Origin of the sequence: Thermus islandicus DSM 21543 (assembly GCF_000421625.1) — a bacterium.
Lineage (GTDB): Bacteria > Deinococcota > Deinococci > Deinococcales > Thermaceae > Thermus > Thermus islandicus.
In genome coordinates, this window is sequence record NZ_ATXJ01000001.1 from 271,269 (window position 1) to 293,549 (window position 22,281).

A 22,281-nucleotide genomic window follows, 5' to 3' on the forward strand; every position below is an offset into this window, starting at 1 on the left:
ATTGTTAGGGGCCAACCTGAACCGAAGCTGAAGTCCCCGCAAGGCCTTGACTGCGGCCTCGGTCCGGTCGCTGGCCCCAAGCTTCTCCAGAAGGCTTTCCACATGGGTCTTAACCGTGCTAGGGCGGATGCCCAGGGCCTTGGCGATCTCTTTGTTGGAAAGTCCGCGAGCGATGAGCCTCAGGATCTCCCGCTCGCTGAGGAGGGGTGCGGCACCGCTCGCGCCAGGGCATTCCCGCGGCCCCAAGGCCAGGCCGCCTCCCCCAGACCCTCCTCCTCGTTCCCCCAGAGGGGATTTCACCTGGGCCTCAGGCATAGCGGCTAGGCTTCCCCCCATGCCGCGCCCTGCCCGCACCCTAGTTCCGCCGCTCCCTTCTGCCCTACCCCTTTGGGCTTTTCTCCTTTTCCTGCTCCTGGGGGCGCTGACCCGGCACCGCGACGCCCTGCCCCCGGACCTTCTCCTCCTGGCCTTTCTCCACGCCCACCGCACCCCCTTTCTGGACAGGCTGGCCCTCCTCCTTTCCCAATCCGCCTCCTTTAAGGCCCTCCTTCCTCTCCTACTCCTTGTTCCCCTTATCCCTCTGGGGCTGACCCGGGCCTACCTGGGGCGGAGGGCCTGGGCCCCTTGGGTGCTGGCCATAGCCGGGGGTGCCTTCTGGACCGAGGTCGCCAAGTGGGCCTTCGCCCGGGAACGCCCCCACCTCTTCCCCTCCCCGATCCGGGAGGCGGGGTACGGCTTTCCCTCGGGCCATGCCGAGATCAGCCTGGCCCTGGTCCTCTCCCTTTACCTCCTCTTCTCCGGGGTCCCCCAACCCCGGGGGAACCGCTTTCGGCCGGCCTTCTGGGTTCTGGCCCTGGGCCTCCCCTGGGCCTTTCTGGTGGGCCTCTCCCGCCTCTACCTCCAGGTCCACTACCCCTCGGACGTCCTCGGGGGCTGGGCCCTTGCGGTAGCCTGGACGCTATGGGTGTGGCGCTGGACGCCAAGTCACTTCTAGAAACCCTCTCCTACCCCGGCCTTTTCGCCCTTCCCCTGGTGGAGACGGGCCTTCTGTTCGGCTTCTTCCTGCCCGGGGATAGCTTCCTCGTCACAGTGGGCCTCTTCGCCGCCGCGGGGCACCTGGCCCTGGGCCCAAGCCTCCTCCTCCTTTTCCTGGGCTCTTTCCTGGGCCATCAGCTGGGCTACTTCTGGGGACGGCGGCTCGGGAGAGGGCTCAAGGCCCGGATGCGGCCCGAGCACTGGGAAAAGACCGAGGCCTTTCTCAGGCGCCGGGGAGCGCTGGCCCTCCTCCTCGCCCCCCTGATCCCCGTGGTGCGCACGGGCATGCCCTTCGTGGCGGGGGCCTTCGCCTACCCCTACCGCCGCTTCCTCCCTCTCTCCTTCCTGGGGACCCTGCTCTGGACGCAGGGGGTGACCCTCTTGGGCTACCTCCTCGGGCGGGCCCTGCCGGGCCTAGACCGCTACCTCCTCCTGGTGGTGGGCCTGGTGGTCCTCGTCTCCCTCCTGCCTGCCCTTTGGGAGGCGAGGCGGCGGTGAGGCGGGCCGTGGCCTGGGGGCGGGTACCCCGGCTAGGAGGAGCGCTTCTTTTGGTACATGGCCCGGTCGGCGGCGGAAAGGGCCTCCTCCAGGGAGGACGTGCCTACGGGGGAGAAGCCCACGGAAACCCCGGGAAAGCGGCGCTTGACGCGCTCCTCGAGGGAGGCCCCGTCCCTAAGCCCCAGGTGAAGGCCCACGAACTCATCCCCTCCCAGGCGGTAGAGGGCGTCCCCCTCCCGGGACTCCTCCCTAAGGGTGCGGGCGAAGCGCTTGAGGTAGGCGTCCCCGGCGGCGTGCCCCTCGCGGTCGTTGACGGCCTTCAGGCCGTCCAGGTCCCAAAGGGAAAGGGCCAAGCACAGGCCTTCCCGCTGGGCCAGGGCCTGGTAGCTCGGAAAATCCCGCTCCAGGGCGCGGCGGTTGGCAAGCCCTGTGAGGGCGTCGGTGAGGGCCTCGCCCTGGACGATGGCTTGCAGGCTTTGGAAGCGGCGGATGAGCCAGTGGACGCTGAGGCCCGCCACCAGGGCCGGCACGCTGCTGGCGGCGAGGAGGAGCCGGCTCTCCAGGCTGGGCCAAGGAGCGAGGAGGAGGATCCCGAGCCCCGCCGCCAGGCCCGGCCATCCGGCGAAGGCGGCCAGAACGTAGATCCCCATGGTCTGGAAGGCCCCGATCGCCAGCCGCCACTCCGAGGGGGCAAGCCCGGGGGCCACGGCCTGGGGAGGGCTCACCAGGGTGTAGGTGGCGGTGAAGACCGCTGTTCCCAGGTGGAAGGCTATCGCGGCCCCTTCCCGTTCCGGGAAGCGCCAAGCGAGCAGGCGGGCCAACGCCAGGGCGCCCCAGTAGAGGAGGGTGGCCCAGACCATGGCCGGGCCCCCGGACCAGAGGACCACGGGGAGCCAGACCGCGGGGACCAGGGCGAGCCGCCAGTAGAGGCGGAAGAGCCAGGACCAGACCGCCCCTTGGGACCTATTCAAGGTTCCGGGAAGCCCCTTCGGGGGCCGCTTCCGCGCGGCCCCGGACCGCCCGAAAGAGCCTTTCCGGCGTGAGGGGGATGTCCAGGTGGACCAGGCCCAGAGCGTCCAGAACAGCGTTGGCGATGGCGGGCGGGGCGGCGATGGCCCCCGCCTCCCCGATCCCCTTGGCCCCCAAGGGGTTCGTAGGGGAAGGGGTTTCCGTGCGCAGGGCCGCCACCTTTGGGGCCTGCTGCGCCCGGGGAAGGGCGTACTCCAGAAGGCTCGCCGTGAGGTTCTGGCCGTAAGGGTCCAGGGCCACCTCCTCCAGGAGGGCCTGGCCCAGGCCCTGGACCACCCCCCCCTGGACCTGGCCTTCCACCAGGAGGGGGTTCACCACCCGGCCCACGTCGTCCACGGCCCAGTAGCCGAGGAGGCGGACGGCATAGGTGTCTGGGTCCACCTCCACCAGGGCCAGGTGCGCCCCGAAGGGGTAGCTTGCCCCCTGGAGGGAAAAGGTCGCCTTCTCCTCCAGGCCGGGCTCGAGGCCCGGGGGTAGCCGCCTGGGGTCGTGGGCGGCCCGGGCCACCTCGGCCACGGGGAGGGCCAGGGGGGTCCCCCGCACGCGGAAGGCCCCCTCTGAAAGCTCCAGGTCCTCGGGGGCCGCCTCCAGGAGATGGGCGGCGATGCGGCGCATCTTCTCCCGCACCCGCTCCGCGGCCAGGAGGATGGCCGACCCCCCCACCTGGAGGGTGCGGCTTCCCCCCGTGCCCTGGCCCAGGGGCACGGCCTGGGTGTCCCCGTGGACCACCCGGATCCGCTCCGGGGGAATCCCCAGGGTATCCGCGGCGATCTGGGCGAAGGCGGTGGCCGCCCCCTGGCCGTGGGGGGAGGTGCCGGTGAAGAGGGTGGCGCTCCCATCGGGGTGGACCCGGACCACCCCCACCTCGTAGCCGAAGCCCGTGACCTCCACGTAGAGGGCGAGGCCCAGGCCCACAAGCCGCCCCGTCCGCCTGGCCTCCTCCTGGAAGCGCCTCAGCTCCTCGTAGCGGGCGGCCTCCAGGAGGGCCTCCAGGGCCTTGGGGTAGTCCCCGCTGTCGTAGACCGCCCCGGTGAGGGTCCGGTAGGGGAAGGGGCCCCGGAGGAGGTGCCGGCGGCGGAAGCGCACGGGGTCCTCCCCCAGATCCTTGGCGGCAATTTCAAAGATTCGTTCCAGGTAAAAGGTGGCCTCCGGCCGGCCCGCCCCTCGGTAGGCCCCGGTGGGGGTGGCGTGGGTGTAGAGGGCGAGGAGCTCCACCTCCAGAGCGGGCAGGGCGTAGGGCCCCTGGAGCATCAGCACCGTCCCCCCGTGGGGAGGTAGGGTGGTGTCCAGGAGGTAGGCCCCGGCGTCGGCCAGGATCCTCGCCCGAAGCCCCAGGACCTCCCCCTCCTCGGAGAGGGCCAGGGCCACCTCCCCCACCTGGCCGCGGCCATGGGTCGTAGCCAGAAAGGCCTCCCGCCGACCCTCCACCCACTTCACCGGCCGCCCGGTCCTCAGGGCCAGGTGGGCGGCCAGCATCTCCTCGGGGTAGAGGTTGAGCTTGGCCCCGAACCCGCCCCCCACGTCGGGGGCCACCACCCGCACCGCCTCCTGGGGCAGGCCCAGGGCCTCGGCCAGGAGGTCCCGCACCCGGTGGGGCACCTGGGTGCTGGTGTAGACCAAAAGCCCCCCGCCTTCCGGCACCGCCAGCACCCCTCGCCCTTCCAGGGGGGTTGGGGCGAGGCGGGGGATGCGGATCCGGGCCCGGACCACCCGGTGGGCCCGGCGGAAGGCCTCCTCCACCTCCCCCGCCCGGAGGTAGCGGCGGTGGGCCAGGTTGGTGCCGAGCTCAGGATGGACCAGGACCCGGTCCTCGAGGGCCTCCTCCAGGGAGGCCACCTGGGGCAAAGGCTCCAGGTCCAGGCCCTCCGCCAGGGCCTGGAGGGCGTCCTCCGCCTGGGCCCGGGTCTCGGCCAAGACCGCGGCGATGGGCTCGCCCACGTAACGCACCACCCCTTGGGCCAGGGCCGGGTGGAAAGCGGCCTTGGCCCCCTGGGGGGCACGGACGGGGACCTTTAAGGGGACCTCCTCCCCGGTATAGACCGCCACCACTCCAGGAAGGGCCAGGGCCTGGGCCCGGCGGAGGCCCAGGATCCTCGCCGAGGCCACGGGGGAGCGGAGGAGGGCCAGGTGAAGGGTGCCGGGATAGGCCAGGTCGTCCAGAAAGCGGCCCTGGCCCCTAAGAAGCTTCTCGTCCTCGAGGCGGCGCAGGGGGGTACCGATGAGCGCCATGGGGACATTCTAAGGCCTTGCGCCCCAGAGCGCAGGGAAAAGGTCTCCCCTGGGAGGCTACCGAGGGGCAGCTTTCTGCAACCCGTGGTAAAGAGACAGAAAGGAGGCCAAAGCCTTCCTGCTGGGGTGGGCAGCCTTACGGGCCGCCCCCCCCCAAAAGGCTTCTCACGCCCTCGGGGAGGGGCTCTTGGGGAAAGAGGGCCCGGAAGCGCCCGGCCAGGTCCTGAAGGAGAGGCCTTAGGCCCTCTTCCCGCAGGGCCTGAGGATAGAGGTCCCGCATCTCCTGGAGCAGGCTCTCCCGGGCCAGGTGGCGGGCCACCAGGAGGCCTTCCCCCGCTAAGGTGGCCGGTTTCCCCCGCTTTAGGCGCTCCGCCTCCTTGCGCACCGCCGGATCGTGCAGAAGGCGGCGGCAGGTAGGGCAGGGGTGGTCCTCACTGGGGGCCTCGCAGATGGGGCAGGGATCCCCCCTACGCCCCTTCAGGAGGGCCAAGGCGGCCCGGGCCACGGGCTCCCTGAGCCCGGGAGGGGCCTCCTGGGCCAGGGCCAGGGCCTTACGGCTAAGCTCGAGGGGAGGCCCTGGGTTGGGAGCCTGGGCCCTCTCCCCTTCCCTGGCCTCGAGGCGGCCCACCTGGAAGCGGATCTCCCTAACCATCCCCGGGAAGCGCTCCCCATAGCGCCTGAGCAAGGCCAGGCGGCTGTAGGTGAGGTGGTGGGCCACCACGGGATCGGAGACTTGGACCAGGAGAACCCCCTTTTCCAGGGCCACCGCCTCCGTGAGCTGGGCGAGCTCCCGCCCCACCACCTCCCGCCAAGCGGCGAGCACCCGTCCCCGCTTGAGCCGCTCTTCTCCCCCTGCCTGCCTCAAGGCCTCTGGGATGACCTGCTTCAGCCGCCAGGGCACAGGACCACCCCCCTTTGCATGGAGCATACCCGCACCCCCTCCGGGGCTAAAAGCCCCGCCAGGACCGCCTGGGGTAGGGTTTGGGCGTAGGCCAGGACCGCCTTCCGCCGGGCCTCGTCCAGCTCCTCGCTCCACTCGTCCACGAGGAGAAGGGGGGGCTCCCCATAGTGCTCGGCCAGAAGGCGGTGCTCCGCCAGGCGCAGGGCCAGGGCCAGGGCCTTGGCCTCCCCCCGGCTGGCGAAGCGGTGGGCCGGACGCCCCGAGAGGAGGAAGACCAGGTCGTCCCGGTGGGGGCCAAGGAGGGTCTGCCCCTTGAGGCGCTCCTCTTCCCGGCTTTCCTGAAGGGCCCGAAGGAACTCCCCCTGGACGCTTTCCTCCAGCCTAAGCCCCGCCTCCCCGGGGGAAAGGGCGCGGTAGACCTCCTGGAAAAGGGGAAGGAAGCGCCTAAGGAAGCGCCGCCTGAAGGCCATGATCTCCTCCCCGTAACGGGCCAGCTCCCGGTCCCACACCTCCAGCCCCTCTCCCCCCGCCTTCAGGAGGGCGTTCCGTTGGCGGAGGGCCTTCTCGTAGGCGGAGAGGAGGGCGGCGTAGCGCCTGGAAAAACGGGAGAGCAGCCGGTCCAAGAAGCCCCGCCTTTCCTCCTTGGCCCCCAGGACCACCTCCACGTCCTCGGGAAGGACCAGCACCGAACCCGGAAGCTCAAAGAGGGCCCTTAGGCCCACAGGCCTCTCGTTGAGGCGCACTTCCCGGCCCTCCGGGGTGATCCTCTGCTCCGCCCGGTAAACCCCGAACTCCGTCTCCACCTCCGCCTGGAGCCAGGCCTCCTGGGCCCCAAAACGCACCAGGTCCCCCAACGCCCCCCGCACCTCCCCACCGAGGACCAGGTGGAAGGCGAGGAGGAGGCTCGTCTTCCCCTGGGCGTTCCCCCCCACCACGGCGAAGAGGCCTCCCGGGGGGAGAAACTCCGAAAAGGCCAGGTTGCGGAAGTGCTTTTGCCGGAAGGAGAGAAGCCGCATCAGAGCCGAACCCTTCGGAAAAGGGTGGGTAGGCCCAGGAGGACCAGAAGGAGGAGCCCGGCCCCAAGGAGGTAGGGCGCCTCGGGGGCCAGGCGGTAAAGCCCTGTGCCCAGAACGGGCCCCAGCATCCGCCCCAGGGCCTGGGCCGAGCTGTTGAGCCCGGCCACCAGGCCCTGCTCCCCTTCCCCCACCGCTAGGGAGAGGGCCGCCGTCACCCCCGGCCCCGCCAGGGCCGCGCCCGCCCCCTGGAGGGCCAGGCCCAGGGTCAGGACGGGAAAGCTGCGGGCCAGGATCAGGACCAGAAAGCCCGCAATCCCTAAGGGAAGGCCCAGGAGCAGGAGGGTCCGCGGAGGCCAGGAAAGCCTCCGCACCACGAACCCTTGGATGAAGACCGCCACCAGCCCGTAGAGGACCAAGGCCTCCCCCACGGCCCGGGCCGTGGCCACCCCGGAAAGCCCCAGGCGGTCTTGGAAGTAGAAGGCCACCGTCTGCTCCAGGGCCACGCTGGAAGTGTTCAGGGCAAACCCCACGAGGAGCAGGGGGAAGACCCTGGGGTCCAAGGGGGAAAGCCTCCCCCCCTCCCCGCTCCCCCGGGGCCGGGATTCAGGAAGGGCGAGGCGCACGAAGAGGGCGTTCAATAGGGCGATCCCCGCCGAGAAGAACACCGGTGCCAGAAGGCCCAAAAGGGCGGCAAGCCCCGCCCCCAGGGCGGGCCCGAGGATCACCGCTAAGCCGAAGGCCGCTCCCAGGAGGGCCATGCCTGCGGTACGGCCCTCCCGCCCGGTCACGTCGGCCACATAGGCCTGGGCCGTGGGCAGGGTGGCGGAGCTGAAGGCCCCCCCGAGGAGCCGCGAGAGGAGGAGGAGGGGGAAGAGGAGGCCCTGGGGCAAAAGGCCTTTCTGCCCCAGAAGGGCAAAGAACCCGAAGAGGAAAAAGCTGAAGGCGAAGCCCAGGATGCCCAAGAGGAGCACGGGCTTCCTGCCCCTTTCGCTCCGCCTGCCCCAGTAGGGGGAGAGGAGGAACTGCATCAGGGCGTAGCCCGTGGAGAAGAGGCCCACCTGGACCTCGCTTAGGCCAAGCTCCCGGGCCAAAGGCCCAAGGATAGGAAAGAGGATGGAAAGCCCCAGGACGCTGTTGAACAGGGTGAGGAAGAGGAGGGCAAGGGGCGACATGGGCCGATTTTAGCCGAAGCGCCCTGTGATGTAGGCTTCGGTCCGGGGGTCTTTGGGCTTGGTGAAAAGGGTCTCCGTGGGCCCAAACTCCACCATCTCCCCGTTGAGGAAAAAGGCGGTATAGTCCGAGACCCGGGCCGCCTGTTGCATGTTGTGGGTGACGATGACGATGGTGACCTGCTCTTTTAAGGTCAGCAGGAGGTCCTCGATGGCCTGGGTGGAGATGGGGTCCAGGCTGGCGGTGGGCTCATCCATGAGGAGCACCTCCGGCCCCACCGCCAGGGCGCGGGCGATGGTGAGGCGCTGCTGCTGTCCCCCGGAGAGGCCGCTCGCCGGGGCCCTGAGGCGGTCCTTGACCTCCTCCCAAAGGGCAGCCCCCTTGAGGGCCCGCTCCACGGCCTCGTCTAGCCGCTTGCGGTCGCGCACGCCTACGAGCTTGAGCCCCGCGGCCACGTTGTCGTAGATGGACATGGTGGGGAAGGCGGTGGGCTTCTGGAAAACCATGCCCACCCGGCGGCGCACCAGGACGGGGTCCACCCCAGGGGCATAGATGTTCTCCCCGTCCAGGAGCACCTCCCCCTCCACCTTGGCCGAAGGGGTCAGGTCGTGCATCCGGTTTAGGGCCCGGAGAAAGGTGGTTTTTCCGCAACCCGAGGGGCCGATGAGGGCGGTGATCCGGTGCCGGTAGAGGGGCAGGCTCACCCCCCCACCCACCCCCACGCCCAGGCGGGTGCCGTAGCGGACCACGAGCTTCCGGGACTCCATGTGCACGTCCAGGGCTTCCTTGACCATCTAGAACCTCCTCCTCGAGGCCCAGCGGGCGAGCAGGCTCGTCAGGGTGATGAACCCGAAGAGCACGAGGCCAGCGGCCCAAGCCTTCTGGTGCCAGTCCTCGTAGGGGCTAATGGCGAAGGCGAAGAGCCTCAGGGGCAGGGTGTCCATGGGCTTCAGGGGGTTGAGCTCCAGGAGGGGGCTGCCGAAGGCGGTGAAGAGGAGGGGAGCGGCCTCCCCGGCCGCCCGGGCGAAGGCCAGGAGGATGCCGGTGATGAGCCCGGCCCGGGCCGTGGGCAGCACCAGGGAGAGGATGACCCGCCAGCGGGGAAGCCCCAGGGCGAGCCCGGCCTCCCGAACCTCCTTGGGCACCAAGGAGAGCACCCCCTCGGTGCTCCGGGCCAGGATGGGGATCATGAGGAAACCCAGGGCGAAGGCCCCGGAGAGGCCGGAGAAGCCCCCCATGGGCTTCACCACGAGGATAAAGGCCAGAAGGCCAAAGAGGATGGCGGGCATCCCGTTCAGGGTGTCCGAGAGGAGCCTCAGGTAGGGGTTCAGGGGGTGGTCGGGGTACTCGGCGAGGAGGATCCCCGCCGCAAGCCCAAAAGGTAAGGCGAGGAGGAGGCCCAGGCCGTCCACGATGAGGGTACCCACGATGGCCTGCCTGAGGCCCCCTCCCGCCTCCCCCGGGGGGCGCATGTCCTTGAGGAAGAAGTCCAGGTTTAAGGCCCCTAGCCCCTGGAAGAGGGCGTAGACCAGGACCAGGAAGAGGACCAAAAAGGCGAGAAGGGTGCCCAGGGCCACGAGGGCCAGCATGAGACGCTCCACCCGGTAGCGCCGCCTTAAGGCCAGGTCCCTCTCCCGGCTCATAGGACCCCCTTCACCAGGCGCTCCTGGCGCCGGAGCACGTAGGCGGCGGTGAAGTTGACCGCCATGGACACCAGGAAGAGGAGGAAGCCCACCCCGATCAGGGCGGAGAGGTGCAGGTCTTCCACCGCCTCGGTGAACTCGTTGGCAATGACGCTAGGCATGGTGGCCGCCCCGCCGAAGAGGGTGTAGGGGAGCTTGTGGGAGTTGCCGATCACCATGGTCACCGCCATGGTCTCCCCCACGGCCCGGGCCAGGGCCAGGAAGGCCCCGGCGAGGATGCCGCCCCGGGCCAGGGGCAGGATGGCCAGGCGCATCACCTCCCAGCGGGTAGCCCCCAAGGCGTAAGCGGCCTCCCGGTGCTCCCTGGGCACCAAGGCGATGGCGTCCCGGGCCAGGGCGGCGGTGTAGGGAACGATCATGGAGGCCAGGATCAGGACGGCGGTCATCAGGCCGTAGCCCGTGGGGACGCCCAGGAGGGGGAGAAGGCCTGGGGCGTGCTCCGCCGCCCAGAGGTAAAGGGGAAGCTGGAGCTTGTCCCTGAGCCAGGGGGCCAGGACAAAGATGCCCCAAAGGCCGTAGACCACGCTGGGCACCGCGGCCATGAGGTCCAGGAGGAAGTTCAGGATCTGGGCGAGCCACCTCGGGGCGTACTCCGCGGCGAAGATGGCCGCCGCCAGGGCGGGGAAGAAGGAAAGGAAAAGGGCGGAGAGGCTCACGATCAGGGTGCCCAGGATGTAGGGCCAGGCCCCGAAGGTCTTCTCCAGGGCCGGGTCCCACTCCTTCCCTAAGGCGAAGCCCAGGAGGCCGAACCGGCCTAGGGCCAGGCTCCCCCCCCGGTAGAGCTCGTAGGCCATGAGGAGGGCCAGGGCCACCACCCCGAGGGCCAGAAGCAGGAGGACCAGGGCGAAGACCCGGTCGCCGAAGTGGGTGTAGAGCCGCTTCATGGGCAACCCCTCTACAAGATAAGGGGTGGCCCCGGGAAAGGCCACCCTCTAGGAAAGGGGCTCTACCGGCCCACGATCTCCTTGCCCAGGGGCTTGCCCTCGTAGGTCACACGGGCGAGGAGGGCCAAGGCCCGCTGCTGGGCCACCGGGGAAAGGGCCCCGTAGGTGAGGGGCTCGTTGTACTTCTGCCCCTCGGTGAGGATCCACCTCACGAACTCCACCAAGGCCCGGGCCTCGGCCTCGGACTTCACCGCCTTGTTGACGGAGAGGTTCTCGTAGAGGAGGAGGTAGGTGAAGCTGGCGATGGGGTAGCCGTCAGGAGCGGCGGTATCGGTGAGGGAGACCCGCATGTCCCCGGGAAGGGGCACGTTGGCCGCCGCCTTCATGGAGGCCAGGTCGGCCAGAACGAAGCGCCCCGCCTTGTTCCGCACCGCCCCGTAGGCCAGGCTGTTCTGCTTGGCGTAGGTGAGCTCCACGTAGCCGATGGCCCCCGGGGTCTGCCGCACCACCCCGGCCACGCCCTCGTTGCCCTTGCCGCCCACGCCCACGGGCCACTCCACGCTGGTGCCCCGGCCCACCTTTTGGGCCCACTCTCGGGAAACCTTGGCCAGGTAATCGGTAAAGACATAGCTCGTGCCCGAGCCATCGGAGCGGTGGACCACGGTGATGGGGAGGGGGGGAAGCTTCACGCCGGGGTTCAGCTCTTGCAGGGCGGGGTCGTTCCAGGTCTTGACCTTGCCCAGGTAGATGTCGGCCAGGACAGGTCCGGTGAAGCGCAGGGGTTCCTTGACCCCGGGCAGGTTGTAGACGGGGACCACCGCCCCCAGGGCGTAGGCGAGGTTGAGGGCCTGGGTCTTGAACCGCTCCCGAACCTCCTTGAGGCGCCCGTCATCCAGGGGGGCATCGGAGGCGCCGAAGTGGACGGTCTGCTCCAGGAACTGGCGGATCCCGCCTCCGGAGCCGATGGACTGGTAGTTGACGCGCACCTTGCCCCCGGTGAGCCTCGTGTACTCGTCGGCGTACTTGGCCATCAGGGGGTAGGGGAAGGTGGCCCCCGCCCCCACCAGGGTGAGGGTCTGCTGCGCCAAGCCTAGGCCCGCCAGGGCCACCCACGCCAGTAGGACTCCTCTTGCTCGCATCGCTCCAACCTCCCACCCGTACTCTGACCCCCCTCTGTCAGGAGAAGGTCAGGGCCCTCGAGACCTGCCAGGTTGTAAAGCCCCCTGCGGATCACCGCGCCCCCAAGGAGCCTCTCCCCCTGGTAGAAGACGGCGCTCTGCCCCGGGGTCACGGCGAAAACAGGGCTAGCCAGGCGGAGGCGCAAGGGGTTTAGGGACTCCACCCGGGCCCTTACCGGGGGCGTGCGGTAGCGCACCTGGACCTCCACCTCCTCGCCGAGCTCGGCGAGGAGGTTCACCCCTTCCCCCTCGAGGCCACCCCAGTAACAGGCCTCCTTGGGCCCCACGTAGACCACGTTCCTCTCCGGGTCCACCCCCACCACGTACCGCTCCAGGTGGGGCTTGGAAAGCCCGAGGCCCTTCTTCTGGCCCACCGTGTAAAGGCTTGCCCCCTGGTGCTCCCCCACCACCTCCCCCGTCAAGGCGTCCACGAGGGGGCCGGGCCTGGGCTTCAGGCGCTCCTGGAGAAAGCCCTTCACGTCCCCGGCCACGAAGCAGAGGTTCTGGCTCTCGGGCTTTTTGGCCGTGGGGAGGCCCGCCCTCTCGGCGAGGGCCCGCACCTCGGGCTTGGTGAGCCCCCCCACGGGGAAGAGGAGGTGGGGAAGGGCCTCCTTGGGGGTGCCCCAGAGGAAGTAGCTCTGGTCCTTCCTTGGGTCAAGGCCCCGAAAAAGGGCCTCCCCCTCCTTCCGCACGTAGTGGCCGGTGGCCACATAGTCCAGCCCGAGCCTCCGGGCCTGCTTGAGCAGGGCCCCGAACTTGACAAAGGTGTTGCACCGGGCGCAGGGGTTTGGGGTGCGCCCCCGGGCGTAGTCCTCGAGGAAGGGCCGGATGATCGCCTCCTCAAAGACCTCCCGGTAGTCCAGGAGGTAAAAGGGGATGCCGAGGAGGTCCGCCACCCGCCTGGCCTCATAGGCGGCGTCCGGGGTGCAGCAGCTCTCCCAGGCCCGGGGCGCCTTCGCCTCCAGGCTCAGGGGGGGCAGGTCGGGCCAAAAGCGCATCATGGCCCCCACCACCTCGTAGCCCGCCTCCTTGAGGAGGAGGGCGGCCACGGAGGAGTCCACCCCCCCGGACATGGCCACGAGAACCCGCCTCATGCCGCCACCCGCTCGCCCAAAGCGGCCTCGGTGCTCCTTATGGCCACCTCCACCATCTCCGGGGTGGGCTCGGCCACGGTGAGGGCCTGGAAGCGGAAGCCGAGCTCCCTGAGGAACCGGGAAAGGGGGTTCTCGTGCCGCGCGGAGAAGTAGAGGAGCTCAAAGGCCAGGGCCGCCACCAGGGGCAGGAAGAGGACCCTCGCGAGAAGCCGCCACCAGAGGACCTCAGGGGCCGGGATCAGGCTGTAGACCAGGACCGAGACCCCCACCACGAAGGCGAGGAAGGTGGTGCCGCACCGGGGGTGGAAGCGGGGCTGGGCCAGTACGTTCTCCACGGTGAGGGGGAGGCCCTTCTCGTAGGCGTGGATGGCCTTGTGCTCCGCCCCATGGTACATGAAGAAGCGCTGGATCTCCGGCAGGCGGCCGATGAAAAGGAGGTAGCCCACGAGGAGCCCCACCTTGAGGAGGCCGGCCAGGAGGTTGTAGAGCACGGGGTGCCGGGCGGGATCTACGAGGAGCCCGGAAAGGAAGCCGGGGAAGACGATGAAAAGGGCAAGGCCGAGGAGGAGGCTCACCGCCACCGTCCCCCAAAGCGCCCCCTTGGGAAGCTCCTCCCCCGCAAGCTCGGCGCTCCGGGCCAGGGCCCGGTAGCTCACGCTAAGGGCGTCCCAAAGGGCCACCACGCCCCGGAGGAGGGGGAGCCTCGCCCAGGGGTAGCGCTCAGCCAGGGCCTTCTCCTCGTGGCGCTCCACGTGGATCTGGCCCTCGGGCAGGCGCACGGCCAAGGCCCAGGCCCAGGGGGCCTTCATCATCACCCCCTCGAGGGCCGCCGCCCCCCCGAGGGTGGCCTTCTGGGCGAGAAAGAGAAGCCACATCCCTCCCATTCTGCCACGCCCCCGTGGTAAAACGTGGGACGTGATTACCCTGAAGCGCGCCACGACCGGCCTGGCCGACGGACAGGCCCCCCTCAAGGTAGCCTGGGTCAAGGAAGGTGCCCTCCTCCCCCAGGGCGAGGCCCTGGACGCCCGCCTCGGGGGGCTTTTGCGGCGGGCCCTGGCCGGGGTGGGGCTTAAGGCGGGGGAGAGCCTCCTCCTCCACACGGAGGAGGGCGCTGTCCTCCTCTTCGGCCTCCTGGAGGACGCCCGCGAAAGCGGGGGGAAGCTCGCCCAGGCCCTCCTCCGGCTCGCCTTCCCCGAGGCCCTGGTGGAGCCCCTGGAGGAGGCCTACCCCCTGGCCGAGGGGCTCCTCCTCGGGGCCTACCGCTTTGACCGGCACAAGACGGAGAAGGAGGCGAAGGCCCTCACCCTCCACCTCCCGGGCGTCCCCGAGGAGCTTCTTGCGCGGGCGGGGAAGGTGGCGGAAGGGGTCTATTTTGCCCGGGACCTGGTGAACGAGCCCCCAAACCTCCTCACCCCGGAGGCCCTGGCGGAGCGGGCCCTGGAGCTTCGCGCCTTGGGCGTGGAGGTGGAGGTGCTGGACGAGAAGGCCATCAAGGAGCTCGGCATGGGGGCCTTCCTCGCCGTGGCCCAGGGCTCGGAGAACCCGCCCCGCTTCCTCAAGCTCCGCTACGCCCAAGAAGGGGCGAGGGCCCGGCTGGACCTGGTGGGCAAGGGCCTCACCTTTGACTCCGGGGGCTACTCCTTGAAGCCCACGGAGGGCATGGCCACCATGAAGGGGGACATGGCGGGGGCGGCGGCCGTCCTGGGGGCCTTCAAGGCCGCGGCCCTCCTGGGCCTTCCCGTGGAGCTAAGGGGCTACATCGCCGCCTGTGAGAACCTGATCTCCGGGCGGGCCTACCGGGTGGGGGACGTGCTCAAGACCCTTTCCGGCAAGACCGTGGAGGTGATGAACACCGACGCCGAGGGGCGCCTCACCCTAGCGGACGCCCTGGCCTACGCTCAACGGGAGGGGGCCGAGCGCATCCTGGAGCTCTCCACCCTCACGGGAGCGGCCGTGGTGGCCCTGGGGGAGGAGGTGGCCGCCCTCTTCGCCACGGACGGGGCCTGGGGGGAGACGGTGCGGGAGGCGGCGCAGAGGGCGGGGGAGAAGGTCTGGCCCATGCCCCTGGAGAGGGCCTACCGGGAGAAGCTGAAAAGCCCCGTGGCCGACCTGAAGAACGTGGGGGACCGAAACGGCGGGGCCATCACCGCCGCCCTCTTCCTTTCGGAGTTCGTGAAGGTGCCCCTCGTCCACCTGGACATCGCCGGCCCCGCCTTCGCCAAGAAGGCCCACGCCCTGGGCCCGGAGGGGGGGACGGGCTTCGGCGTGCGCACCCTCCTCGAGGTGGCCCAGGCCCTCTGATCCCACCCCATGGGGGCCCCGGTAGAAACTCCCCGCGAGGTTTTCGCTAGGAGCACAGGAACCAAAAGCCAAGGGTAGGAACCCCGCCCGGAAAGGTGGGGGGCGGGCCCGGCCACTGGGGTATACTGGACGGTGAGCGCCCATGAGCCCAGCCGAGGTGCAACGCCTGCTCCAGGCCCTCTCCCAGGCCCAGGGCCAAGCCGTCCTGGCTACCCTCATCCGGGTCAGGGGCTCGGCCTACCGGCGGGAGGGGGCCAAGATGCTCGTCCTCCCCGACGCCACCACGGTCTGCAGCCTCTCCGGCGGCTGCCTCGAGCCCGACGTGGCCCAGCGGGCCCTGGAGGTCCTGAGGACGGGTGAACCCCTCCGGGTGGCCTACGACCTGGAGGAGGACACCGTCTGGGGGCTCGGCCTCGGGTGCGGGGGGAGCGTGGAGGTCTACCTGGAGCCCCTCTCCGACCCCCTCCTGAAGGCCTTCCTGGAGGGCCTAGAGGAGGAGTCCCCCAGCCTCCTGGCCACCGTCCTCTCCGGCGGGAAAGGGCGCCTCCTCTACCGCGAGGGGCGCTGGGAGGGGAGGGTGGAGCCGGAGGCGCTGGAGGCCCAGGTGAGGGCCCACGGGGAAGCCCTCCTTCAGGCCCAAACCCCCCGGGCCTGGCTCCTGGAGGTGGCAGGGGCCGAGGTCTTCCTGGACCCCCACGCCCCGCCCCTGGAGCTCGTCCTCTTCGGGGGCGGGCACGACGCCATCCCCCTAGCCGAGCTGGCCCGGCGCTATGGCCTCAAGGTCACCGTGGTGGACCCCCGGTCGGCTTACGTCCACGAGGGAAACTTCCCCGGTTGCCGCCTGGTCCTGGCCCACCCCGAGGGCCTTCCCGAGGGGCTTCTGGGCCCGAGGAGCTACGCCGTCATCATGAACCACCACCTGGAGCGGGACCGCAAGACCCTGGCCTACGCCCTGCGCTCCCAGGCCCCCTACATCGGCGTCCTGGGGCCGCGGGAGCGCTTCGCCAAGCTCAAAGACGCCCTGGAGGCCGAGGGCTTCCGCTTCGGGCCGGAGGCCATGGCCCGCATCCACAACCCCGTGGGCCTGGACCTGGGGGCCGAGGGGCCGGAGGAGGTGGCCCTTTCCATCCTGGGCGAGGTCCTGGCCGTTTCCCGCGGGTACGAGGGGGGCTTCCTGAGGGCCCGGCCGGGGAAGGTGCACAAGTAGTGCACGGCCTCCTCCTCGCCGCCGGGGGGGCAAGCCGCATGGGGGCCCCCAAGCTCCTCCTCCCTGCCCCGGAGGGCACCCTCCTCCTGCGCCTGGCCCGCCTCCTGAGGCAGAACCTGCCCGGGGAGGTGGCGGTGGTCCTGGGGCGGGAGGCCCTCCTCCACCGCCGGGCCCTCTCGGGGCTCAGAGGGGTGCGCCTCGTCCGGGCCCGGCGGTGGCACCTTGGCCTGGCCGAAAGCCTTAAGGCCGGGCTCAAGGCCCTCCCCGAGGGACCGGTCCTCGTCCTCCCCGGGGACCAAGCGGGGGTGGGAGCGGCGGAGCTCGGGGCCCTCCTCGAGGCCTTCCGCGAGCCCGGGGTGCTTTCGGGGCTCAAGGGGGAGGCCCTAAGCCCCGCCATCCTGGGGACGAGGGCCCGGCGGGAGGCGCTCGGGCTCGAGGGGGACCGGGGGGCCAAGGGCCTCCTCCTGGCCCTGGGGGCCCGGGTGGTGGAGCTGGGGCCGGGCCCTTGGAGCCTGGACGTGGACACCTGGGCCGACTACCGGCGGCTCGTGGAGGCCCTGGGCTGGTCCCTCCCCTACCCTCCCCTTCCCCCCAAGGGCCCCCCCTACCCCGCCCTCCTCCGGCGGCCCCCCCTCTTTCGCCTGGGGCCCGCCCTCCTCCTCTACGGCCGCCCCGGGGCCTACGCCGGTCCCCTGCTGGCGGAGCGGGAGGCCCTCCGCCTCCTGGCCCGGGGAGCGGCCACCCTCCTCAGGGAAGGCCTCTGAGGCGGCGGAGGAAGGCCAACAGCTCCTCCCCCGTGCCCGCGGGGAGCAGGGCGTCCAGGTAGGGCAGGGCGGCCTGCATCCCCCGGGCCAGGGGGGCGTAGCCGGGGAGGCCCGCCAGGGGGTTGAGCCAGTAGATCCGGCGCACCCTCCGCCGCAACGCCCTCAGGGCCCGGGCCACCTCCTCGGGGTCCCCTTGGTCCAGGCCGTCGCTCAGGACAAAGAGGAGGCTCCGCCGGCCAAGCCTTCGGCCCTCGGCCTCGAGGAAGGCCCTGAGGCTCTCGCCAAGCCGCGTCCCCCCGGCGAAGTCCTCGGCCAGGCGGCCAAGCCCCGGCAGGGCCTCGCCCGGGGGGAGGGGAAGGAGGGGGGAGATGCGGGTGAGGCGGGTGCCGAAGGCGAAGGCCTCGAGGGGGAAGCCCCGGCCTTTCAGGGCCTGCAGGAGGAGGAAGAGGGCCCGGGCGTAGGGGGCCATGGAGCCCGAGACGTCCAGGAGGACGTAGTAGCGGTAGGGCTGACGCCGGGGCTTCAGGAAGCGGGGGTCCAGGACCTCCCCTCCCGTCCTCAGGGCCCGGCGCAGGGTAGCGGGGAGGGAGAGCCTTTCCCCCGCCCCGCCCCGGCGCCGCCTTCGCACGGGCCGCCGGGGCGGGGGAAAGGCCAGGGCCAGGAGGAAGCGGGAGAGGAGGAGGGCCTCCCCCGGGGCGAGGGCCTCGAGGGGGCGCCTGAGGAGGCGCTCCAGAGGGCTGTAGGCCCCCCTCAGGACCCCTTCCCCCTCCGCCTCCCCCGGGCCCAGGACGGGGAGGCTCCCCTGGGCCACCTGGTGGGGGAGGGCCTTGGGCCTAAGGAGGCCGAAGTAGCGGCGGAAGGCCCGGTCAAAGGCGGGGTAGTCCTCCTTGCGCCCCAGGAGCAAGGCCCGGGAGGCTAGGTAGAAGGCCTCCCCTTCCCAGGGAACGAGGAGGAGGCCCTGGAGCCAGGCCTGGATCTGGCCCTGGCCCGGCCGGACCCCCTCGGCCCGCAGGGCCTCCAGGAAGCCGAGAAGTCCCCGGAGGAGAGCCTCTTCCATCATCGCCTCCCTAGCCTTTGCTTTTGGTTCCTGCACTCCTGGCAAAAACCTCGCGGGGACTTTCCACCAAGGCCCGCATGGGGTGGGATCAGAGGAGAGGGAGAAGCTCCGCCAGGGCCCCCCGCACCCGCTCCACGTCCTCCCTGGCCTTGAGGAGAGCCCCGAGGGCGGGCTCCAGGACCCCGGGCGTCAGGTCCTCCGCCCCCAGGGCGAGGAGGGCGGCGGCGAGGTCCAGGGTCTCCGCCACCCCCGGGGGCTTGAGGAGGCCCAGGCCCCGCACCCGCTGCACCAGGGCCACCACCCTGCGGGCCAGGGCCTCGGGGAGCTCGGGGAGGCGGGCCCGCACGATCCTGAGCTCCTTCTCCAGGGAGGGGTAGTCAATCCAGTAGTAGACGCACCGCCGCCTCAGGGCGTCGTGGAGCTCCCGGGTGCGGTTGGAGGTGAGGAGGACGAAGGGCCGGGCCCTGGCCTTTAGGGTGCCGAGCTCGGGCACCGTGACCTGAAAGTCGGAGAGGACCTCCAGGAGGAAGGCCTCAAAGGCCTCGTCCGTGCGGTCCACCTCGTCAATGAGGAGGACGGCCTCCCCGAGCTCCAGGGCCTCCAGCACGGGCCTTTTCAGGAGGAACTCCTCCCGGTAGACGCTGGCCCGGAGGCGGGCCGGGTCCTTTTCCCCGATGGACTCCAGGAGGCGGATCTCCAGAAGCTGCCGGGCGTGGTCCCACTCGTAGAGGGCCTGCTCCAGCTCCAGGCCCTCGTAGCACTGGAGGCGGACCAGGGGCACGCCCAGGCCCTCCGCCAGGACCCGGGCCACCTCCGTCTTCCCCACCCCGGGCTCCCCCTCGAGGAGGAGGGGACGCCCCAGGCGGAGGGCCAGAAAGAGGGCGACGCTCAGGCCCTCCTCGGCGATGTACCGCCCCCTCTCCAGGAGGGCGGCCACCGCCGCCGGGCTTTCGGGGGAGAAGGCGGGCTTGGGGTCCATGGGGTTAAGGGTAGCACCCCAAGCCTAGGAAAAGCGCCCTCACCCGCCTAAGGCGCGCTCCAGGGCCCGCCGGGCCAGGACCCGGAGGAGGTGGAGGCGGTACTCGGCGCTGGCGAAGCGGTCCTCGGCCAAGGGGACGGGGGGCGTGTAGCCCTGGGTGGCCTCCTTGGGGCCCATCCCCTGCCTCAGGGCCGCCTCCACTCCCTCGAGGCGGAAAGGGGCGTAGGCGGCCCCGGTGGCCGCAAGGCGCACGTCCTTGAGGGCCTCCCCCTCCTTGAGGACCGCGGCCGCCACCCCCACCACCGCGTAGCCCGAGGCGGGGTGGGGGAACTTCTCGTAGGCGAAGCGGTAGCCGGGAAGCCTCGGCACCTCGAGGCCGAGGAGGATCTCCGTGGGGCCGAGGGCGGTCTGGAACATACCCTGGAAGAAGTCCCGGGCGGGGATCCGGCGCTCGCCCTGGGGCCCCCGGGCCCGGAGCTCGGCCTCCAGGGCCAGGATGGCGGCGGGGTAGTCTGCCGCGGGGTCGGCATGGGCCAGGCTCCCCCCGATGGTGCCCAGGTTGCGCACCATGGGGTCGCCGATCACCCGGGCCACCAGGGGGAGGAGGGGAAGGGAGGAGCGGGCGATCTCGGCGTGGGTGGTGAGGGCCCCCACGAAGTAGACCTCCCCCTCCTCGCGGATCCCCTTGAGCTCGGCAAGGCGGCCGATGTCCACGAGGAGGGCGGGGGTGGCGAGGCGGAGCTTCATGGCCGGGATGAGGGAGTGCCCCCCCGCGAGGAGCTTGGCCTCGGGGTTCTCCTCCAAAAGCCTGAGGGCCTCGTCCAGGTTCCGGGGACGGGCGTAGCGGAAGCTTGCGGGATACATGGCTGGCCTCCTAGTCGGCGGCCACGGGAGCCTTGTCCCGGAGGGCGCGCCAGATCTTCTCTGGGGTGAGGGGGAGGTCCAGGTGGCGGATGCCGAAGGGCCTAAGGGCGTCCATCACCGCGTTGGCCACCGCCGGGGTGGCGGCGATGGTGCCCGCCTCCCCCACCCCCTTGACCCCCAGGGGGTTCACCGGGGAGGGGGTCACGGTGGCGTCGTGCTCAATGGCGGGGAGGTACGGGGCCTTGGGCATGGCGTACTCCATGTAGCTGGAGGTGAGAAGCTGGCCGTTTTCGTCGTAGACGGCCTCCTCAAAGAGGGCCTGGCCGATGCCCTGGACCACGCCCCCCTCCACCTGGCCCTTCACCAGGAGGGGGTTGATCTGGTGGCCGCAGTCGTCCACGGCCACGTAGCGGAGGAGCTTGACCTCCCCGGTCTCGGGGAAGACCTCCACCACGGCCACATGGGTCCCAAAGGGGAAGACGAAGTTCTGGGGGTCAAAGAAGGCGGTGGCCTCGAGGCCGGGCTCCATCCCCTCGGGGAGGTTGTGGGCCAGGTAGGCCTGAAGGGCGATCTCCTGGAAGCTCTTGGCCTTCCCCGGCACCCCCTTGACCTGGAAGCGCCCCTCCTGGTACTCCAGGTCCTCGGGGGCCACCTCCAGGAGGTGGGCGGCGATGCGCCTCGCCTTGTCCAGCACCTTCTCCACCGCCCTGACGATGGCCGAGGCCCCCACGGGGGCGCTCCTGGAGCCATAGGTGCCCATGCCGAAGGGGATGCGGGCGGTGTCCCCATGGATGATCTCCACATCCTCCAGGGGAAGGCCCAGAAGGTCGGCCACCACCTGGCTGAAGGCGGTCTCGTGGCCCTGGCCGTGGCTGTGGGTGCCGGTGTAGACCTCCACCTTGCCCGTGGGGGCCACCCGCACCAGGGCGCTCTCCCAAAGCCCCGCCTGGGCCCCAAGCTGCCCCACCACCTTGGAGGGGGCGATGCCGCAGGCCTCAATGTAGCAGGCGAGGCCGATGCCGATGTAGCGCCCCTCTTTCCGCAGGGCCTCCTGCTCCTGGCGCAAGGCCCTATAGCCCACGAGCTCTAAGGCCCGGTCCAGGGCCCGCTCGTAGTCGCCCGAGTCGTAGACCAGGGCGACGGGGGTGGGGTAGGGGAAGGCGTCCTTGGGGATGAAGTTCCGGCGGCGGAGCTCGGCCGGGTCCATCCCGAGCTCGGCCGCGGCCACGTCCATGAGGCGCTCAATCAGGTAGCAGGCCTCGGGCCGGCCCGCCCCCCGGTAGGCGTCCACGGGGGTGGTGTTGGTGAAGACCCCCGTGACGCGGCAGTGGATGGCCGGGATCCTGTACTGGCCGGAGAGGAGGGTGCCGTAGAGGTAGGTGGGCACCGCCGGGGCGAAGAGGGAGAGGTAGGCCCCCATGTTGGCGAGGGTCCTCACCCTGAGCCCGAGGACGCGGCCTTCGGCGTCCAGGGCCATCTCGGCCTCGGTCTCGTGGTCCCGGCCTTGGGCGTCCATCTGGAAGCTCTCGGAGCGCCGGGCCGCCCACTTCACCGGGCGCCCCAGGCGCCTCGCCGCCACCAGGAGGGCCGCCTCCTCGGGATAAGGGTAGATCTTGCTGCCGAACCCCCCGCCCACGTCGGGGGCCACCACCCGGAGCTTGTGCTCGGGGATGCCCAGGATGAAGGCCGCGTGCATGAGGCGGTGGACGTGAGGGTTCTGGCTCGTGGTGTAGAGGGTGTACTCCCCCGTGCCCGGGTGGTAGTCGGCGAGGGAGGCCCGGGGCTCAATGGCGTTGGCGATGAGGCGCTGGTTCCGAAGCTCCAGGCGCACCACCCGGTGGGCCTTGGCGAAGGCCTCCTCCACCGCCTTCTCGTCCCCGATCTCCCAGGTGAAGGCCACGTTTCCCGGAGCCCCGGGGTGGAGCTCGGGGGCCCCGGGGGCCAGGGCCTTCCGCATGTCCGCCACCGCAGGCAGGGGCTCGTAGTCCACCTCCACCAGGAGGGCGGCGTCCTCGGCCTGGGCCCGGGTCTCCGCCACCACCACCGCCACCACCTCCCCCACGTGGTGGACCTCGTCCTTGGCCACCACGGGCCGAGGGGGGATCTTGAGGGTGGGGAGGAGCCAGCCCACGGGCATGGGCCTGACCCCTTCCTGGGCCAGGTCCTCCCCCGTGAGGACGGCCAGGACCCCGGGGGCCTTAAGGGCGGCCTCGGTGCGGACGGCCCGGATGCGGGCGTGGGCGTAAGGGGAGCGCACAAAGGCCGCGTGCACCATCCCCGGGAGGACGAGGTCGTCCGTGTAGGTACCCCGTCCGGTGAGGAACCGGTAGTCCTCCTTCCGCTTCACCGCCTGACCGATATAGGCCATAGGC

19 protein-coding genes and 2 pseudogenes are annotated in these 22,281 nt (G+C 70.9%); 5 read left to right on the plus strand and 16 right to left on the minus strand.

Going from position 1 to position 22,281, the window contains the following annotated elements; all coding sequences use genetic code 11:
• Positions 1-54: 54 nt before the first annotated feature.
• Positions 55-336: pseudogene (locus H531_RS13760) on the minus strand (response regulator transcription factor); the annotation flags it as partial.
• Between H531_RS13760 and H531_RS12630 the strand changes: the two are divergent.
• Together H531_RS12630 and H531_RS0101460 are read left to right on the plus strand one after the other, a co-directional pair.
• Positions 335-994 carry a phosphatase PAP2 family protein gene (locus tag H531_RS12630; RefSeq protein ID WP_022797588.1) on the plus strand — a complete coding sequence of 220 codons (660 nt, stop codon included), beginning with the start codon at positions 335-337 and terminating at the stop codon, positions 992-994. The pseudogene H531_RS13760 and the gene H531_RS12630 sit on opposite strands and share 2 nt — an antisense overlap.
• Entirely contained in the window at positions 961-1,533 is a 573-nt protein-coding gene (locus H531_RS0101460) for a DedA family protein (RefSeq protein ID WP_022797589.1), read from the plus strand. The genes H531_RS12630 and H531_RS0101460 overlap by 34 nt, the downstream gene beginning before the upstream one ends.
• A gap of 32 nt (positions 1,534-1,565) precedes the next feature.
• Here H531_RS0101460 and H531_RS13595 read toward each other — a convergent pair whose 3' ends face one another.
• The 11 genes and pseudogenes from H531_RS13595 to H531_RS0101515 form a co-directional block, all read right to left on the minus strand.
• A complete protein-coding gene (locus H531_RS13595) occupies positions 1,566-2,504 on the minus strand; it encodes a GGDEF domain-containing protein (RefSeq protein WP_022797590.1) in 939 nt (312 codons plus the stop codon).
• The gene (locus tag H531_RS0101470) at positions 2,497-4,791 is read right to left on the minus strand and encodes a xanthine dehydrogenase family protein molybdopterin-binding subunit (protein WP_022797591.1); all 2,295 of its coding nucleotides are present in this window, start codon (positions 4,789-4,791) and stop codon (positions 2,497-2,499) included. Before H531_RS0101470 ends, H531_RS13595 begins: the two co-directional genes overlap by 8 nt.
• A gap of 136 nt (positions 4,792-4,927) precedes the next feature.
• Positions 4,928-5,692, minus strand: a complete 765-nt coding sequence (locus H531_RS0101475) for a DciA family protein (protein ID WP_022797592.1) — start codon at positions 5,690-5,692, stop codon at positions 4,928-4,930.
• Complete coding sequence (gene recF / locus H531_RS0101480) at positions 5,677-6,708, minus strand: DNA replication/repair protein RecF (protein ID WP_022797593.1); 1,032 nt, start codon at positions 6,706-6,708, stop codon at positions 5,677-5,679. Before recF ends, H531_RS0101475 begins: the two co-directional genes overlap by 16 nt.
• Entirely contained in the window at positions 6,708-7,880 is a 1,173-nt protein-coding gene (locus H531_RS0101485) for an MFS transporter (protein ID WP_022797594.1), read from the minus strand. Before H531_RS0101485 ends, recF begins: the two co-directional genes overlap by 1 nt.
• A 9-nt stretch (positions 7,881-7,889) precedes the next feature.
• The gene (gene pstB / locus H531_RS0101490) at positions 7,890-8,672 is read right to left on the minus strand and encodes a phosphate ABC transporter ATP-binding protein PstB (RefSeq protein ID WP_022797595.1); all 783 of its coding nucleotides are present in this window, start codon (positions 8,670-8,672) and stop codon (positions 7,890-7,892) included.
• Positions 8,673-9,521, minus strand: coding sequence for a phosphate ABC transporter permease PstA (gene pstA, locus H531_RS0101495; RefSeq protein WP_022797596.1), 849 nt, complete (start codon positions 9,519-9,521; stop codon positions 8,673-8,675).
• A complete protein-coding gene (gene pstC, locus H531_RS0101500; protein WP_245540644.1) occupies positions 9,518-10,465 on the minus strand; it encodes a phosphate ABC transporter permease subunit PstC in 948 nt (315 codons plus the stop codon). Before pstC ends, pstA begins: the two co-directional genes overlap by 4 nt.
• A 62-nt stretch (positions 10,466-10,527) precedes the next feature.
• Positions 10,528-11,574, minus strand: coding sequence for a phosphate ABC transporter substrate-binding protein PstS (gene pstS, locus H531_RS0101505; protein WP_022797598.1), 1,047 nt, complete (start codon positions 11,572-11,574; stop codon positions 10,528-10,530).
• Between the two features lie 71 nt (positions 11,575-11,645).
• Positions 11,646-12,737: pseudogene (gene mnmA, locus H531_RS12640) on the minus strand (tRNA 2-thiouridine(34) synthase MnmA); the annotation flags it as partial.
• A complete protein-coding gene (locus H531_RS0101515; protein ID WP_022797600.1) occupies positions 12,734-13,612 on the minus strand; it encodes a DUF1385 domain-containing protein in 879 nt (292 codons plus the stop codon). The pseudogene mnmA and the gene H531_RS0101515, both read right to left, overlap by 4 nt.
• 40 nt (positions 13,613-13,652) lie before the next feature.
• Between H531_RS0101515 and H531_RS0101520 the strand changes: the two genes are divergently transcribed.
• From H531_RS0101520 to H531_RS13600, 3 genes are all read left to right on the plus strand, one after another.
• A complete protein-coding gene (locus H531_RS0101520; RefSeq protein WP_022797601.1) occupies positions 13,653-15,038 on the plus strand; it encodes a leucyl aminopeptidase in 1,386 nt (461 codons plus the stop codon).
• A 142-nt stretch (positions 15,039-15,180) separates the two neighbouring features.
• Positions 15,181-16,245, plus strand: a complete 1,065-nt coding sequence (locus H531_RS0101525; RefSeq protein ID WP_022797602.1) for an XdhC family protein — start codon at positions 15,181-15,183, stop codon at positions 16,243-16,245.
• Positions 16,245-17,009 carry a nucleotidyltransferase family protein gene (locus H531_RS13600; RefSeq protein WP_028490587.1) on the plus strand — a complete coding sequence of 255 codons (765 nt, stop codon included), beginning with the start codon at positions 16,245-16,247 and terminating at the stop codon, positions 17,007-17,009. The genes H531_RS0101525 and H531_RS13600 overlap by 1 nt, the downstream gene beginning before the upstream one ends.
• Here H531_RS13600 and H531_RS12650 read toward each other — a convergent pair.
• The 4 genes from H531_RS12650 to H531_RS0101550 form a co-directional block, all read right to left on the minus strand.
• Positions 16,993-18,066, minus strand: a complete 1,074-nt coding sequence (locus tag H531_RS12650) for a vWA domain-containing protein (RefSeq protein WP_169562193.1) — start codon at positions 18,064-18,066, stop codon at positions 16,993-16,995. The genes H531_RS13600 and H531_RS12650 overlap by 17 nt on opposite strands.
• An 88-nt stretch (positions 18,067-18,154) precedes the next feature.
• On the minus strand, positions 18,155-19,045 hold the full coding sequence (locus H531_RS0101540) for an AAA family ATPase (protein WP_022797604.1): 891 nt from the start codon (positions 19,043-19,045) through the stop codon (positions 18,155-18,157).
• 39 nt (positions 19,046-19,084) lie between these two features.
• The gene (locus H531_RS0101545) at positions 19,085-19,909 is read right to left on the minus strand and encodes an FAD binding domain-containing protein (RefSeq protein ID WP_022797605.1); all 825 of its coding nucleotides are present in this window, start codon (positions 19,907-19,909) and stop codon (positions 19,085-19,087) included.
• Between the two features lie 10 nt (positions 19,910-19,919).
• The gene (locus H531_RS0101550; protein ID WP_022797606.1) at positions 19,920-22,277 is read right to left on the minus strand and encodes a xanthine dehydrogenase family protein molybdopterin-binding subunit; all 2,358 of its coding nucleotides are present in this window, start codon (positions 22,275-22,277) and stop codon (positions 19,920-19,922) included.
• Between the last annotated feature and the right edge of the window lie 4 nt (positions 22,278-22,281).